At 63.4% G+C, this 16,535-nt stretch carries 11 protein-coding genes and 1 pseudogene; 11 read left to right on the forward strand and 1 reads right to left on the reverse strand.

The features are described from left to right. Positions 1–175: 175 nt before the first annotated feature. Entirely contained in the window at positions 176–1,486 is a 1,311-nt protein-coding gene (locus EDC35_RS13465; RefSeq protein WP_132977782.1) for a murein L,D-transpeptidase catalytic domain-containing protein, read from the forward strand. Positions 1,487–1,568: 82 nt separating this feature from the next. After that, on the forward strand, positions 1,569–1,997 hold the full coding sequence (locus EDC35_RS13470) for a hypothetical protein (RefSeq protein ID WP_132977783.1): 429 nt from the start codon (positions 1,569–1,571) through the stop codon (positions 1,995–1,997). Between the two features lie 94 nt (positions 1,998–2,091). Here EDC35_RS13470 and EDC35_RS13475 read toward each other — a convergent pair whose 3' ends face one another. After that, positions 2,092–2,694 (reverse strand): epoxyqueuosine reductase QueH, encoded by a 603-nt coding sequence (locus EDC35_RS13475; protein WP_132977784.1) that lies wholly within the window; start codon positions 2,692–2,694, stop codon positions 2,092–2,094. A 169-nt stretch (positions 2,695–2,863) separates the two neighbouring features. On the opposite strand from EDC35_RS13475, the gene tcuA reads away from it, so the two are divergent. From tcuA to EDC35_RS13520, 9 genes and pseudogenes are all read left to right on the forward strand, one after another. Then, positions 2,864–4,297, forward strand: a complete 1,434-nt coding sequence (gene tcuA, locus EDC35_RS13480) for an FAD-dependent tricarballylate dehydrogenase TcuA (RefSeq protein ID WP_243651663.1) — start codon at positions 2,864–2,866, stop codon at positions 4,295–4,297. Then, the gene (tcuB, locus tag EDC35_RS13485; protein ID WP_132977786.1) at positions 4,284–5,384 is read left to right on the forward strand and encodes a tricarballylate utilization 4Fe-4S protein TcuB; all 1,101 of its coding nucleotides are present in this window, start codon (positions 4,284–4,286) and stop codon (positions 5,382–5,384) included. The genes tcuA and tcuB overlap by 14 nt, the downstream gene beginning before the upstream one ends. Before the next feature lie 211 nt (positions 5,385–5,595). Continuing rightward, positions 5,596–9,936 carry a PAS domain S-box protein gene (locus tag EDC35_RS13490; RefSeq protein ID WP_132977787.1) on the forward strand — a complete coding sequence of 1,447 codons (4,341 nt, stop codon included), beginning with the start codon at positions 5,596–5,598 and terminating at the stop codon, positions 9,934–9,936. 216 nt (positions 9,937–10,152) lie between these two features. Beyond that, positions 10,153–10,917, forward strand: a complete 765-nt coding sequence (locus EDC35_RS13495; RefSeq protein WP_132977788.1) for a cobalt-precorrin-6A reductase — start codon at positions 10,153–10,155, stop codon at positions 10,915–10,917. A 196-nt stretch (positions 10,918–11,113) separates the two neighbouring features. Next, positions 11,114–11,290 (forward strand): CsbD family protein, encoded by a 177-nt coding sequence (locus EDC35_RS13500; RefSeq protein WP_132977902.1) that lies wholly within the window; start codon positions 11,114–11,116, stop codon positions 11,288–11,290. A gap of 389 nt (positions 11,291–11,679) precedes the next feature. After that, positions 11,680–11,799 (forward strand): annotated as a pseudogene (locus EDC35_RS18865) (cytochrome b/b6 domain-containing protein); the annotation flags it as partial. A 124-nt stretch (positions 11,800–11,923) separates the two neighbouring features. Then, positions 11,924–14,452, forward strand: a complete 2,529-nt coding sequence (locus EDC35_RS13510) for a DUF3604 domain-containing protein (protein ID WP_132977789.1) — start codon at positions 11,924–11,926, stop codon at positions 14,450–14,452. Continuing rightward, on the forward strand, positions 14,449–15,471 hold the full coding sequence (locus EDC35_RS13515) for a peptidylprolyl isomerase (protein WP_132977790.1): 1,023 nt from the start codon (positions 14,449–14,451) through the stop codon (positions 15,469–15,471). The genes EDC35_RS13510 and EDC35_RS13515 overlap by 4 nt, the downstream gene beginning before the upstream one ends. Continuing rightward, a complete protein-coding gene (locus EDC35_RS13520; RefSeq protein ID WP_132977791.1) occupies positions 15,468–16,463 on the forward strand; it encodes a HupE/UreJ family protein in 996 nt (331 codons plus the stop codon). The genes EDC35_RS13515 and EDC35_RS13520 overlap by 4 nt, the downstream gene beginning before the upstream one ends. Positions 16,464–16,535 lie beyond the last annotated feature (72 nt).

Raw genomic sequence — 16,535 nt, forward strand, 5'->3', positions numbered from 1 at the left:
CGGCATAAAGCCGTCATCAGCCGACAAACGGTCTTGAGCGGCTTTGATGGCCGTGCTTTAGTTCATCGCGCTATCAATAACTCCGTTAAAAAGTCGCCTGACCATTCATTCAAATTCGCCACGCACCCCGTGGCGAATTCAGGTTGAACATGATCCTATTCACAGGAGGACGGCCGTGTTTCCTCAAAACAAGATAGAGCCGCTTCAACTGGCGCTTAAATCATTGGAGCTTTACGAAGGGAAAATTGACGGGATCGTTGGGCCGCTGACATTGGCCGCGATAAAAAAATTCGAGGCGCTTGCGCTTGAGCGGCCTACCCTTGACAAGCCGATGCCGCACGAATCCGCAGAAAAACCCGATGCGCTCAACAGCATCATTGATGGGCAGGGCGCGGATATCGAAGATGCGCTTGTCTTCACATTGAAAAACGAAGGCGGATATGTGGATCATCCGCTGGACAAGGGCGGCCCGACCAACAAAGGAATCACGATCCGCACGCTGTCGAAATATCTTGGAAGAAAGGCGACCAGGGATGACGTAAAAAACCTGAATTATGAAACGATAAAGATCATTTACAGGAAATATTATTGGGATGTGCTGAACCTTGATCATGTGCTGGATCAAGGCATCGCGACCGCACTCTTTGATATGGGTGTTTTGTGCGGTACGGGCACGGCTTCCAGGATTTGTCAGGATATGTTGGGGATCACTCAGAGCAAAAAAATGGACTTGCAGACGCTTGATGCCCTGAATGAGACAACCGATGAGCAATTCATCCCCGCGTTTGCCGACAGGAACATCCGTAGATTTGAAGAGATTGTTGCAAAGAACCCGGATCAGAGGGTTTTTCTGAAGGGCTGGAAAAACAGAGCCAACCGGCTGTTGTCCCTTGTCAATAACGACGACATGGAGGCCGATGTTCCTGCATCCGCGCCGCAAACACCCATTGGCGAAGGTCTCTATGATCTGGCTGATCAAGCGGGCGTGCCGCGCGAAGATATTAAAAAAATGATCGACTGGCAGGCCGCAAACAATCCGGTGTCCAATCCCAGATACTGGGTTGTCTTTAAGATCAGGGAGCATTCAAAGAACAAAAGGATGTATGTTTTTGACCGATTGGACAGGAAGGTCAAGGTCGTTCATGCCGTGCATGGAACAGGCAGCGATCCAGACAATGACGGGGTGGCGACGCTATTTTCAAACGTCCCGGAATCAAAAAAGAGTTCACTGGGGCTTTATAAAACACTGGGAACCTATGTCATGGCAAAACATGGCAGGGCGTTAAGACTTGAAGGGCTTGAATCGACCAACAACAACGCCTTGAAGCGGGGGATCGTGTTTCATGGCGTTCCTTATGCGGGTGATGAGTACGTCAAGCAATATGGTCGATGCGGTCGGTCTTTTGGATGTCCTGCCGTTGAATATGCTGTCGTGCAGGATCTGATCGACAAACTGAAAGGCGGTTCGCTTTTTCTGATCTCATGAACAGCGGAGAAATCCTGGGCAGCGGCTCCGGTGTCCAATCAGTGGCTGGATTTCTCTGTCAGCCGGTCGCAAGGAGAAACCTGTGAACTACATTGCATATAACGGCGGCTACAAGTACCAGTTGAAAGAAACGTACACCGTCGTCATTGACATCAGACCTTCCCAGTCGATCATTACCGATTACATCGATCTGGATATGGCGGGGAATCTCACAATTCGGAAAGGCTATGCGTGGGACGGGCCATCCGGGCCAACGATTGACACCTTGAACTTTATGCGCGGTTCATTGGTGCATGACGCCCTTTATCAGTTGATGAGGGATAGTCACCTGGATCGCGCCGTCCATCGAGACGCCGCTGATCGAACCCTGCAAAACATTTGCAGGGAAGACGGCATGTGGTCTGTGCGCGCCTGGTGGGTCTATCAGGGTGTTCGACTGTTTGCCAACCCCGCGACGGATCCCATGTCAAGCCGGCCAGTCATGAAAGCACCAAAAGGCTGTGAATCGTGAAACCCAATCTCAGGGTTCACCGGACGCTGCGCGATCAAGCCGCGCAGCGCCGTTCGCCTTCACGTCAGGTGATGAGTGGACGGCTGTTGTTCGATCATCCTTCAGTGTCCCGCCGCAGGCGCGTGGCGCGCAGGCTGTGGACACAGCCGCAATAGGTCTGTTGATAGAAACCGTATTCCCGGTTCAGCTCGGCCTTGCGTTCGGTGAGCCCGCCCTTGCGCCAGTCGTGTTCCCAAAAGACGAGTCCCGGCCAGTCAGCCGCCGCTGCCCGACCGGCATCCAGGATCTGGGAACGGTCCTTCCAGCGCGAACTGGCGAGGGTGGTCGTGAAGACGCTGAAGCCGTTGGCGCTGGTGTACCGCGCCGTTTCGGACAGCCGCAGTTCAAAGCAGAGTGCGCAGCGCGGCCCGCGCTCGGGCGCATCGGCCAGGGCGGCAGTCCGGTTCATCCAGCCTTTGGGATCATAGTCGGCATCGACAAAGTCGAGTCCGAGCGCCTGGGCGTGACGCTGACTCTCCGCCTTCCGCCGCTCATATTCGTGTCTGGGATGGATGTTTGGATTGAAATAGAAGACCGTCGGGCGGATGCCGTTGTTCAGCAGGCACTCGACGATGGCGCTCGAACAGGGTGCGCAGCAGCTATGGAGCAGGATCCGGTCGGTATCGCCCGGCGGCACAAGTCGGGTTGGCGCACGCATGGTCTTGAAGTCTCCTCTAAACCTTCAGTGATTCAGCTCAACAACCAACAGCTTTAGCGGCCCTTCTCACTGACCGCCGGAGATGGGCGACGGGACGATTGCATGCCGGATGGGTCTCATCTATCGTTGCGCGCAGCATCCTGACTATTTTTCCTGTCTGTTCCGATCCTTGTCAAAAATCCCCGCCTGCATTCCCGATCACCACGCTGCCCCGGTGACGCCCGCCCGGCCTGACGTGCTGGTCATCGGGGGCGGCACGGCGGCGCTGTGCGCGGCCATCTCGGCGCGTCGCGCCGGGGTCTCGGTGCTGCTCCTGGAACAGGCGCCGAGGTGGCTGCGCGGCGGCAATACCCGGCACTCGCGCAATTTCAGGTTTTGCCACGAGTCGCCGACGCCGCTCGCGACCGGACTCTATCCCGAGGATGAATTCCGCGCGGATCTCTGGCGGGCGACCGGCGGCACGGCCGACCCGGCCCTGGCCCGGCTGCTCATCGAACGCTCGGCAGAGACGACAGACTGGCTCGCAGGCGCTGGCGTGCAGTTCCAGCCAACCGCGAGCGGGGTGCTGCCGCCGTCGCGCAAGACCGCTTTCCTGCTCGGCGGCGGCATGGCGATGCTGAACGCGCTCTATGCCACCGCCGAACGGATCGGGGTGACGATCCGCTATGAATCGGGCGTGCAGGATCTGCGAATCGAGCAGGGGCGATTGATTCAGGCGCAGTGTCGGCAGGGAGCCGAAACCTGGGCGCTCAATCCCCGCGCTGCCATCGTCTGCTGCGGCGGCTCGCAGGCCAACCGCGACTGGCTGCGCGCTCAATGGGGCGAGGTCGCCGATGGCTTCATCAATCGCGGGACGCCCTTTGCCGCTGGCGAGGTGCTGGAATCACTGCTGCACCAGGGCGCCCGGCCGGTCGGCGATTCCCGCAACCTCTATCTGGTGGCGGTGGATGCGCGCTCGCCAGCCGACGACGGCGGCATCGTCACCCGGATCCGCTGCATGCCGGCTGGTATTGTGGTCGATGCGCGGGGACAGCGTATCCACGATGAGGGCGGCGATACCGCCTCCACCCGTTATGCGGTCTGGGGCCAGCGACTGGCGGGCTGTCCCGGTCAGACCGCTTATCTCATTCTCGATGCGCGGGGGATGCGGGAAGCGCCGCCGTCGCTCTATCCGCCGGTTCTGAGCGAGCGTATCCAAGACCTGGCGACGGTGCTGGACATCCCGCCGGACTCACTCACGGCCACACTCGCGCGCTACAACGCCGCCGTCCGCCCGCCCGCTGCGGAGGAAGATCCAACCGGCTGGCACACCGAGGGTCTGATTCCGCCCAAGTCACGTCATGCACGGCCTTTGACTGAGCCGCCGTTTGGTGCCTATCCCATGCGTCCCGGCGTCACCTTCACCTATCACGGGGTCGGGGTCGATGCCGCCACGCGCGTGCGGCTGGGTGACGGCGGCATCGTCGCGAATCTGTTCGCGGCGGGCATGATCATGGCGCCCAATCTCATCGGACGCGGCTACATCTCCGGTCTGGCCCTGACCATCGGCATCGTCTTCGGGCGCATCGCTGGCGAGGAGGCGGCGCGTCATGTCCGTGGATGAGGATCAATCTGAAGCGCGCCGCGTGCTCGGGATCTGCAATGCCTGCGGTTACTGCAACGGTTTCTGCGATCTCTTCGAGGCGGCGAAGCGTCGTCCCGCGCTGGCGGCGGACGATCTGACTCACCTTGCCAATCTCTGTCATGGCTGCCGCAACTGTCTCTATGCCTGCCAGTACGCCCCGCCGCATACCTTTGCGGTCAATGTGCCGCGCACCCTGGCGCGGACGCGCCAGCGGGGCTATGCCGAGCATGTCTGGCCCCGCGCCTGGTCCGGTCTGCTCGTCCATCCCATCCTGACCGCGCTGCTGTTCAGCGGCGGCGCCATCGGGTTGCTGGTCGGGATGGTGTGGATGACGGTGCCGTCGGAGATGCTCTTCGCCAGCCAGGCGGGGGCCGGCGCCTTTTACCGCATCCTGCCCTGGTGGGTCATGATGCTGATCGGCATCCTCCCGCTCGGCTGGTCGATGCTGGCGATCGGCATGGGTCTGCGGCGTCACTGGCGCGCCACCAGACCCGAGGCGCGGGTCTCCGCGCGCCATCTCCGGTCGGCGCTGTATGACCTGTTCAGTCTGCGCAATCTGCGCGGGGGAGGGCCGGGCTGTAATGATCTGGATGATCGACTCTCGCACCGCCGTCGCCGGCTGCATCAGACGCTGCTCGCCGGACTTCTGCTCAGCTTCGCCGCGACCCTGGCCGCCACCCTCTATCACCACGCACTGGGCTGGCAGGCGCCCTATCCGCTGCTGAGCGCGCCGGTCCTGCTCGGCGCCCTCGGCGGGATCGCCATGACAATTGCCGTCGTGGGGCTGGTCTGGCTCAAGTGGCGGGAGGACCGGGCGCCGACCGATTCCGAGGCGCGTGCAGCCGATCTGGGCCTGCTGACCCTGCTGTTCCTGGTCGCCACGACCGGACTGGTCCTGCTCGTCTGGCGCGCGACACCGGCCATGGGTCTGCTGCTCGCGGTCCATCTGGGCAGCGTGCTGGCGTTCTTTTTCCTGCTGCCCTACTGCAAATTCGTGCACGCGGGCTACCGCTTCCTCGCCCTTCTGATCGAGGCGCTGGAGCGGGAGACGTCCCGTTGTCCCTGATCTCAGCAGCGGCTTGGAAACTCTTCTATCTGTCAAGTCAGTCGGTTGGTCATCAGCGACTCTGTTATGCTCCTGAACAGGCCAGCGCCTTGATACGGGTCACATTTTCTATCGCCTCTGTGCAGACAGCATCCCACGGCCACATGGCCGAATCGACGAATGAGGTGCAGGCTATGCTGGTATTCAATCACGCCGCGACGAACAAGATGTCATGAGCAGCACCTCTTCCGACAGTCAGGCCGCACCACCGGGATATCCGCGCAGTGACCTGGCGCTCGATCATCTGCCGGTGGGGGTTGTCTTTCTGAATGTCCAGGGCGAGATCACGAGCGCCAATCCAGCCGCCGAGCGGATTCTCGGACTGTCGCTGGAACAGATGCGTGGTCTCTGCTCTGCCGACCAGTGCTGGCGTGTCGTCCACGAAGACGGCTCATCCTTCCCCGGTGAGCAGCATCCGGTCATGGTCGCCTTGCGCACCGGCCAGCCGGTGCGCGACGTGGTGATGGGGGTGTTCAATCCGCAACGCGCGTCGCAGGTCTGGATCAAGGTCAGCGCGGTGCCGATCCCTGATCCGGCAGGCGGTGCCCTTGAAGGTGTCTGCGCCTTTTTCGAGGACATCTCGGCCCAGAAAGCGGCGCAGCAGCAGGAAGCCGCCTCGGAGGCACGCTTTCGGGCGGCCTTCACGGCGATGTCTGAGGGCATGGCCCTGCATCGGCTGGTCACTGATGCCGACGGTCACCCCGTGGATTACCGGATTCTCGATGTCAATCCGGTTTTTACCGCCCAGACCGGTCTTGCGCGTGAAACGGTGGTCGGTCAGCTCGCCTCGGTCGCTTACGGCAGCGGCTCGGCGCCCTTTCTCGAATGCTACGCCCAGGTTGCGCAGACGGGTCAGCCGCAGGTCTTCGAGCGGTACTTCGAGCCTTTGGCGCGGCACTTCCGGGTCAGCGTTTTCTCGCCGGAGCCGGGACACTTCGGGACCGTCTTCGAGGACATCACTGAGCGCCAGACCGCCGCCGAGGCGTTGCGCGCCAGAGAGCAGGTTCTGGTCAGCATCTTCCGCACCGTTCCCATCGGTCTTGGTCTGCTGCGCGAACGTGTCTTTCTGGAGGTGAACGATGGCTTCTGCGCCATGCTCGGTTATCGGCGCGAGGAGCTCATCGGCCACAGCGCACGTATGGTCTATCCGGATGACGCCGAGTTCGAGCGCGTGGGCCGCGAGAAATACGCCCAGATGCGTGAAACCGGTTACGGCGAGATCGAGACCCGACTCCAGCACCGGGACGGACGGATCATTGAGGTGCTGCTGGTCTCGACCCTGGTGGATCGGGAGGCGGCAACCCCGGAGGTCACCTTTACCGCCACCGATCTGAGCACGCGCAAGGCGGCCGAACGTCGGGTGCGCGAAAGCGAGCAGCGTCTGCGGCTCGCCCAGGATGCCGGGCATATCGGGATCTGGGACTGGGATCTGCTGAACGATGAGGTTTACTGGTCGCCGGAGTGCGAGCGGCTCTATGGCGTGTCTCCCGGCGGCTTGCGATGCGGGGCCGACTGGCGCGCCCTGGTCGAACCGGCGGATCTGGCGGGGATCGATGCCCAATGGGCAGGCGCTATCGCACGACACGAGCCGTTCGAGGTCGAGTACCGCGTGCGCCGCCCCGGCGGCGAGACGCGCTGTCTGGTCAGTCGGGGGCAGGCGCAGTACGACGCTGCCGGCGAGCCGATCCGGCTCTCCGGCGTCAACCTTGACATCACCGAGCGCAAACAGTTCGTCGAGGAGTTGGCCTTCGATGCCCGCCGCGCCGAAATGCTGCGAACCCTGCCCATCCTGGCCGGCACCCTTGATGAGCGGGCCTTCATGCAGGCCGGGCAGGAGATGGCGGAGGATCTGACCGGGAGTCGTATCGCCTTCATCCATTTCGTCAATGACGATGGCAAGACGCTGGAGCTCGTCACCTGGTCGCGCCGGACCCTGGAGTCCTACTGCCATGCGGTCTACGACAGCCATTATCCGGTCAGTCAGGCCGGCATCTGGGCCGATGCACTGCGGTCGCGTAGCCCCGTCGTCTTCAATGACTACACGACCGCCGCCGAGCGGCGCGGCTTGCCGGAAGGACACGCCGAGCTGCAACGACTCATCTCGATTCCGGTGATCGAGCATGGTGCCGTGGTGATGCTTGCCGGGGTCGGCAACAAGCCGAGCGACTACACGGAAAAGGACGTCGAGGCCGTGCAACTGATCGCCAATCAGATCTGGAGCACGGTCCAGCGTCGCCGCACGCAGGCGCGGCTGCGGACCCTGGCGCTGGCCGTCGAGCAGAGTCCGGTCTCCGTCATGATCACCGATACCGAGGCGCGCATCGCCTATGTGAACCGCGCCTTCGAGCAGACGACGGGCTATGACCAGGACGACATCCTGAACCAGAACCCCCGTCTCCTCCAGTCCGGCCTCACCCCCCCGGAGACCTACCGGCAGTTGTGGGACACCCTGTGCCAGGGTCAGTCCTGGCACGGCGAGTTCGTCAACCGGCGCCGCAACGGCGAGGTCTATTGGGAGATCGCAGCGATTGCGCCCATTCATGCCGAGAGCGGCGAGACGACCCACTATGTGGCGGTCAAGGAGGACATCACCGAGAAACGGCGCCTGACTGAAGAGCTGGAGCGCCATCGTCACCATCTCGAAGAACTGGTCACGGCGCGCACCCTGGAGCTGGAGGAGGCGCGTGATCGGGCCGAACTGGCCACTCAGGCCAAGTCGGCCTTTCTCGCCAACACGAGCCACGAGATCCGCACCCCGATCAACGCCATCCTGGGGCTCTGTCATCTGCTGCGCCGCGATGGACTCACGGCGGTCCAGCGGGCGCGACTCGACAAGCTCGATGGAGCGGCCCGTCATCTGCTCATTCTGCTCAACGATATTCTCGACCTGTCCAAGATCGAGGCCGGCAAGCTCCAGTTGATGACGGGCGATTTCGGGCTGGCCGATCTGTTCGAGGAGGTCCGCTCTCTGATCCTCGCCATGGCTGAGGGCAGGGGGCTCAGTGTCACGCTCGATCTCGATGACGCGCCGCGCTGGGTGCATGGGGACGCCACGCGGCTGCGTCAGGCGCTGCTCAATTACGCGGGCAATGCGGTCAAGTTCACGGAGCGGGGCGGGATCGTGCTGCGGGTACGTCTGCTGGGCGAGGACGCCGACGGGGTGAGACTGCGTTTCGAGGTGCAGGACAGCGGCATCGGCATCCCGGCGGAGGTGCTGCCACGGCTGTTCCAGGCATTCGAACAGGCGGATGTCTCGACGACGCGCACGCACGGCGGCACGGGTCTCGGGCTCGCCATCACGCAGCGGCTGGTGCATCTGATGGGCGGCGAGGTTGGCGTGGAGAGCGAACCTGGACGCGGCAGCACCTTCTGGCTCCAGGTGCGTCTCGCCCGCGCCCAGGCACCTGCGTCCCGGACACCGATACCGCCCGCCGATGTGGAGGCCTGGATTCGTGCGCACCATGCCGGCTGTCGGGTGCTGCTGGCGGAGGATCATCCCATCAACCGCGAGGTCGCATCGGATCTGCTCGGTGACCTGGGACTGGTCGTGGACGCCGCCGTGGACGGCGCCGAAGCCCTGGAGAAGGCGCGCAGCGGCGACTACGCACTGGTTCTGATGGATGTGCGGATGCCCAATCTGGATGGACTGGCGGCGACCCGCGCGATCCGTGCGCTGCCGGGGTGGGACCAGCGTCCCATCCTGGCGATGACGGCCAACGTCTTCGCCGAGGATCGTCAGGCCTGTCTGGAGGCCGGCATGAACGACTTTGTCGCCAAGCCGGTGGAGCCGGCGGCCCTCTGCGCGGCGCTGATGAAGTGGCTGCCGCCGCCCTGCGCGGCAGGGGTCGGAGAATCCCCGAGACCACTCAACGCCGCAGCGGCGGCGTCTCAGATCCAGTCTGAACCCGCCCTGATCCGGCTGGCGGCGCTGCCGGGTTTCGATCTGGCCCGGGGGCTCTCCATCGTCAACGGGAAATCGGGCAGGCTGCTCCAACTGGTGCGCCGTCTGGTCGCGACTCATCAGAATGACCCGGCGCGCATCGCCGCGCACCTGAAGGCGGGCGAGTCTGAAGCGGCAGGCCGGCTTGCACATGGCCTGAAGGGGGTCGCGGGCAACCTCGGCGCCATCGGGCTGGCGGCAGCAGCCACCCGTCTCGATACGGCACTGCGCGAGGCTGGGGGGCTGGATGCGCCGCTCGCAGAAACCTTGCTGAAGGAGATAGATCAGGCGTTTCAGGATCTGTCACCGATCCTGGCCGATCTCGGGCCGGAATCCGGTCAGCCCCTTGAACCGCCGACCGACACCGATGCGGCAGCGGCGGTCCTGCGCGAACTCACCAGATTGCTGTCAGATTCCAACCCGGCCGCTCTGGGTCTGTGTCAGGCGCATTCCAGGCTGCTCAGCGCGCTGTTCGGAGATCGCTATGCCCGACTGCATGGCTGTATCGAAGACTTCGACTTCGAGGCCGCACTCGCTATGCTGCGGGCCGAGCGATCAACGCCGGAAGGGTAGCAACGTGTTAAACCGCGTCCAGGGCGATATGCGTAATTTCCAGTTTGTGTTTGGCTTTGGGGATATCAGCAGCCTCAGTGGCGACGCGGTTTAAAGTTTCATCTTTTTGAATATCCTAAACCGCGCCAGCTCATACAGTTGTCGATGCTGTCAAGGTCCGATCCAAACCAAAAACATCACATATCGCACGGGGCGCGGTTTAGAACTGGACGGAACATGAAAACGAGCATTCTCATTCTCGGCGGTATCACCGAGGCTTACACCCTGGCCGAGACGCTCGCGGCGAGGGCGGATCTGCGGGTCGTGAATTCACTCGCGGGACGCACCAGCAATCCCCGTCTGCCGGTGGGCGAGACGCGCATCGGCGGTTTCGGCGGGGTCGCGGGTCTGACGGCCTATCTGCGCGAGCAGTCAATACACGCAGTCATCGACGCCACGCATCCCTTTGCCTCCCGCATGGGCTGGAACGCCTTCGCGGGCTGCTGTGCCACTGCGGTGCCGCTGCTGCGGCTGGAGCGTCCCGGCTGGACCGCCGTGCCGGGGGATTGCTGGGAGCCGGTGTCGGATTGGGAACAGGCCGTGGCGACCCTGCGGGCGGGCGGATCGCGCCGGGTGCTGCTGGCGGTCGGGCGTCAGGAACTGGCACCCTTCGTCGGGCTTGATGACATCTGGTTTCTCATTCGCGCGGTCACGCCACCCGACCCCATGCCACCCTTGAGCGCCTTCCATCTGCTGCTCTCGCGCGGTCCTTTCGATCTGGAGAGTGAGCGGGCGCTGCTCGCTGACCAGATGATCGACACCATCGTCTGCAAGAACAGTGGCGGGGAGGCGACCACCGCCAAGCTGGTCGCCGCGCGCGAGCGGGGGATTCGGGTCATCATGCACGAGCGTCCGCAACGGCCAGCCCTGCCCGCAGCGGCGACGGTTGAGGATGCAGTGAGATGGCTGGACGAGGCGCTGGTCCGCGCGCGAGCGGGTTGAACCGCGTTGCCGCACAGAGTCGATTCGAAGCGATCCGCTCCGAAAAGAAAAAGCATCTATGTGTGTTGCCGTACCGAGCACCTTCAGTTCTGGCTGTAGTGTTTTCAGACAGCGATGGAAACAGCATTCCATGCTCCGCGCATGGCGCTATACGGCCATGGTCTAGATGCCATCTCAGGAGATTCTTATGAATAAAGTGAACAAGGATCAGGTCAAAGGCCGCTATAAAGAAGCGAAGGGCCGAGTGAAGGAGGTCGCCGGTCAGGCTGTGGGGAAGAAGGGTTTGGAACACCGGGGCAAGACCCAGAAGGACGCCGGCAAAGCCCAGGCTGATAGGGGCGATGTGACGGCGGATCGCCCGAAGGGCAGCTAGAAAAACGACTGTCGTTTCACCGGACAACCAAATCCAGACAGATCGGCTGGCCTGCTGCCGAGCAGCAACGAGTGACCAGCTATTCCTAACCAGGCCTTTAGCGCGCCGTAGCGATCCTGGCCCTCTCGGAGATCCAACGATGACACACCAAACCCGAACGCTTCGGTTGGTCCCGGATGAGTTCAATGCAGGGCAGCAGGCACGGATGCAGGGGCGGATGGGGATGGGGCCTGGTCCGGGCAAGTAATCCGGGAAGGATCCAGGTCCGATGGCAGTAGAACCCGAACGCTGATCAAGACGGACAGCGTTCGGGCAGAACCGCCGCGCGAATCGGCTCCAGGCCTGCGATCCATCGCGACCGTCAGACGCACCGCCAAAGATCAACGATTGCCAACTTCACCCTGGGGCTGGTGGCCCTGCATTTGGCCGGCGTGCTGTTTTCCAGCCTGGCACATCGGGAAAACCTGATCGGCTCCATGATCACCGGCTTCAAACGGAAAGCAGACTGAAGAGCCCAGATGTTGCTATCGTTAGAGCCGCGTCCCGCCTGGGGAGTGGCCCTGAGCCAGACCACGCTTTTCCGGTGCGTCCGACTGTTGAGTCGGTTCTTGAGAATCAGACGAAGAGGCGAGCATGAGATCAACCTCGTTCAAAGCCGGCGTCCTGGGGACACTACTGGCCCTGCTGGTTCCGACTGGAGAGGCCTTTGCCAATCCGCCATTCGAACGAACCGAAGCACGTGAGCGGTGCACCAGCTTCGTGGCGACCAAGCAACCCTTCTTTGGGGAAACTCATCTGCATACGGCGTACTCTTTCGACGCCGTCGCACTCGATACGCGCAACACCCCGGCGGATGCCTATTGGTACGCGAAGGGTGGGCGGGTCGGCCTGCCGCCCTGGGCTGACACCCGCACCGCAGAGGACATTCCGCCGCTCAGTCAGCCCACGCTGGTCACCGAGCATCCCTACTGCATGCCCGGCGAGCACTGCCAGTTCATGGCTACCCGCACCATCCAGTTCCCCGAGGGACGCGCCCTCGACTTCGCGGCGATCACCGATCACGCGGAGCAGTTCGGCGAGTCGAACATCTGCACCTTCGAGGCCACTCAAACCTGCACGAGCGACAGCGACTGCAATCCGGTCGTCACCGGGCAAGCGTGTTCCTCGGACAGCCTGTGCCGTCCGAGCGGCTATGACAGCGCCACCTGCATCGCTGCCCGAGATGAATTCTCGCGCATTCGTCAGGGGGCTGTGGCCAGCGTCATGGCCGGATTCGAAAACGTCAGTCAGAATCCGTCACGCCCGCCGTTCTGCGGCCCGGACGGGTCGCTCTGTACGCGCCAGGCCAAGTTGGTCTGGGACCGGATTCGCGCCGACGCGGAGGAGGCTTATGATCGGACCTCCGCCTGTACCTTCACGTCGTTCGTCGCCTATGAGTACACGGCGATGGCAGCCAACGGTCGGTGCGCGGACGCTTTGGCGTTACCCTGTTGGGACGCGGCCCAGAACAACGCCCACCCTGACGTACCCGACAGCTCGGCGCCATCTGCGGATTGTCCAAGCGGCGCGGCCTGCATCATGAACTTCACGGGTAACTCCGGCGCCGACAACCTGCACCGCAACGTGATCTTTCGCAACGATGACGTGCTCGACCAGCCGATCAGCAACGTCGAGCGTCCCCTTGGGTGCGGCTTCGGCGCGGCCTGCACCTCCACACCGGACTGGCCGGTGGCGTCGCCAGCGGTGATGCTCCAGACGTTGAAGGACGCCTGCATCGACAACCCGGCGAAGCCACGCTGCGATGTCCTCACCATCCCGCACAATCCGAATATGAGCCGCGGCAGTCTCTTCATTCTCCCCGACAATACGTCCGACGGGCTGACGGAGGCCAAACTGCGTCACCAACTGGAGCCGCTGGTCGAGATCATGCAGATCAAGGGGCAGTCGGAATGCCGCTACAACGCCAGGACCGGGATGGCATGGACGAATCCGCCCGACGAACTGTGCGATTTCGAGAACCAGGGCTGGGCACGGCTGGGCGGGTCGGCGGACGGCTATCTCACCGACGCGATGCAGACCACCGACAGCATTCCGCCACGCAGTTACGTGCGCAACACGCTCGCGAACGGCATCGCCTATGCCGCCCGGAACGGCGTCAATCCGTTCCAGCTCGGCTTCGTCGGCGCCCTCGACAACCACAACGGCACGCCCGGACAGACGGACGCCCAGCAATATGCGAAGAGCGGCGCGCACGGCATTCAAAGCTTCGCGACCTCCGCCGAGGCACTGAACGAGCGATTCTTTCTCGGCCTGGAGACCAACGCGGGCGGTCTGGCCGTCGTCTGGGCCGAGGAAAATTCGCGCGATGCGATCTTCACCGCCCTCAAGAACCGCGAAACCTATGCCACCAGCGGCACCCGCCCGATCGTGCGTGTCTTCGGCGGCTTCGGGTTGCCGGCGGACATCTGCACGCGGGGCGACTTCGCCGCGCGCGGCTATGCCAACGGTGTGCCCATGGGCGGTACACTGCGTGGCACCTCAGGTGGCCAGGCCCCGCGCTTCGCCATCAGCGCGCTCATGGACCCCGGCTGGTCGGGCCATCCCGGCACGCCATTGCAGCGGGCGCAGATCGTCAAGGGCTGGGTGGACGCCGCCGGTCAAACGCACGAAGCGGTCTATGACGTTGCTGGCGCGGGCGACGTGCAGAACGTCGATGACATGGTCGACCTGCGCACCTGCCAGCCGAAAGGCGTCGGATTGACGGACTTCTGCACCCTGTGGACGGATCCAGGTTTCGATCCCGCCCTGCACGCCTTCTATTACGTCCGCGTCCTCGAAAACCCGAGCTGCCGCTGGAATCAGTATTACTGCAACGCGCGCGGCGTCGATTGCAGCCAGCACATGGGCACCTGTCGCGGCGAAGGTTCGTCGTTCGATGGGCTGGGCTGCGATAGCGAAACCGACTGCGGCGATGCGGTCTGTACCCTGCCGGACAGTTACGAGGAGTACGAATACACCCAGTGCTGTAGCGGCATCGTGCCGCAGACCGTTCAGCAGCGCGCCTGGACCTCGCCGATCTGGTATGTCCCGGCCCGCCGCCGGCCACCGACCCCGTCTCGCGACCTGAGCGCGCGGGCGGGAAGTCAGGCTGCCGCCGAGTGAATGAGCCTCTGAGGTGGCAGTGGCTCCGGCACCCGGTCCTGCATTTCGTCCTCATCGGGGTGATCCTTTACGGAGCGAGCCTGCTGTGGAGTCCATCCGTGCCCGAGCAGCCACCGGCGCAGCGCGAACCGGTCGTCATCTCGGCGGCACGCATCGAGACGATGCAGACGGACTTCGCTCGACGCTGGGGGACGCGGCCCACGCCGGAACAGCTCTCGGCCTTGATCGCGCAAGCGGTCGATGAGGAGCTGCTTTATCGCGAGGCGCGACTGCTCGCGCTCGATTTCGAGGACAGCAGCGTACGACGCCGGCTCGTCGAGAAGATGCGCGCCGTGAGCGATCGTCCCGGGCGCAGCCCCGACGAACTGGTGCGCGAGGCCCATGCGCTCGGACTCGACGACGACATCGTGGTCCGTCGCCTGCTGATGGAGAAGATGCGTCTCGTCCTGGCGCAGGATCCGATGGCGCCCCCGCTGACCGAAACGGACTTGCGTGACTATCTCCACCGACACCGCGACCGCTTCGAGCAGCCGGACGAGCTGACGTTCTCGCACATCTTCTTGAGCAAAAGCGCACATGGCGCGGACCTTGAGGGAGACGCGCAGAGGATGCTGGCACAACTGCGCGCACGATCGACACCCCTGTCTGTCGCCCTCGAATGGTCGGACCCGTTCCTCCTGGGTCAGCAGATCCGCGCCTATTCCCAGAACCGCCTCACGGCCCGATTCGGCAAGTCCTTCGCCGAGCAGGTTTTTACCCTGCAACCTGGGAACTGGTCGCCCCCCATTGCCTCGCCTTACGGCCTGCACCTTGTGTGGGTCGAGGAGAAGACCGCACCTCGTCTGCCCGAGCTCGCGACGGTCTGGCGGCAGGTCGCGGAAGGTGCGCAGAAAGAGCGTGCGGACGCGCAGTTGGCACAGGGTATGGCAGCGTTACGCAAGCGATACGAGATTCGTATCGACGGGCGCACCGATCCGTCCGCGCGCGATGCGGCGCTGACATCGCCACCACGACCATGACCCCGCTGCGCGTACTCCTCGCGCTGACCCTCATGTGGACCTTGGGCGCGGCCTCGACCGTCCTGGCGCATCCGCTCGACCCGGCGCTGCTGGAAATCCGTGAGTCACCGACGGGTACCCTGGACGTATTGTGGCGGTGGCCGGCGTCGCAAACCGCCGGCGGTTCGCTAGAGGCGATCCTCCCGGACGCATGCAAGCCCCTGTCCGCGCCCGAGATCAGCCATTCGGGTCCGCGGGTGACGCGGCGTTGGCGTGCGCAATGCGGTGAGGGCAGCCTGGTGGGCGAACGTATCGGCGTCGCTGGCCTGCGTGAACGACAGACCGATGCCTTGCTGCGTCTTCACCTGGCTGACGGGCGCTTGATTCAGGCGGTGCTGCGCGGCGACGCCCCAGCGGTGACGGTTCCTGATCGCTCCGGTCGCTTCGACGTGCTGCGTGACTATGTCCGGCTCGGCTTCGGACACATCCTGAGTGGTCCCGATCACCTACTGTTCGTGCTCGGGCTCGTACTGCTCGTGCAGGGCTGGCGACGGCTCATCTGGACCGTCACCGCCTTCACCGCCGGGCACAGCGTCACGCTCGCGCTCGCCGTGCTCGGTGTGGTGACCATTCCCTCGCAACCGGTCGAGATCCTGATTGCCTTGACCATCCTTGTCGTCGCCGTTGAGCTGACCAGCGGCGAGCGCGAGACCTGGATCCAGCGGTTTCCGTGGGCCATGGCATTCACGTTCGGACTCCTGCATGGACTCGGTTTCGCGGGCGCACTGACGGAGGTCGGGCTGCCGGGAGACGAGGTGCCCCTGGCGCTGTTCGCCTTCAACGTCGGCATCGAACTCGGCCAGCTTCTTTGTGTCGTGGCAATCCTGGCGGTCAGGATCAGTCTGGTCAGGGCGCCAGTGTGCTGGCCAACCTCCGCCGCGCGATTTCCCGCATACGTCATTGGCTCGCTGGCGGTCTTCTGGGTGATTGAACGCACGGCGGCAATGTTCTGAGCCGCTCTTAAACCGCGCCCGCTCCGACAATCCTTGAGTCTACCGGGGCCGATCTGATCCAAAAAACATCGC

The organism is Thiobaca trueperi (assembly GCF_004342175.1).
GTDB lineage: Bacteria > Pseudomonadota > Gammaproteobacteria > Chromatiales > Chromatiaceae > Thiobaca > Thiobaca trueperi.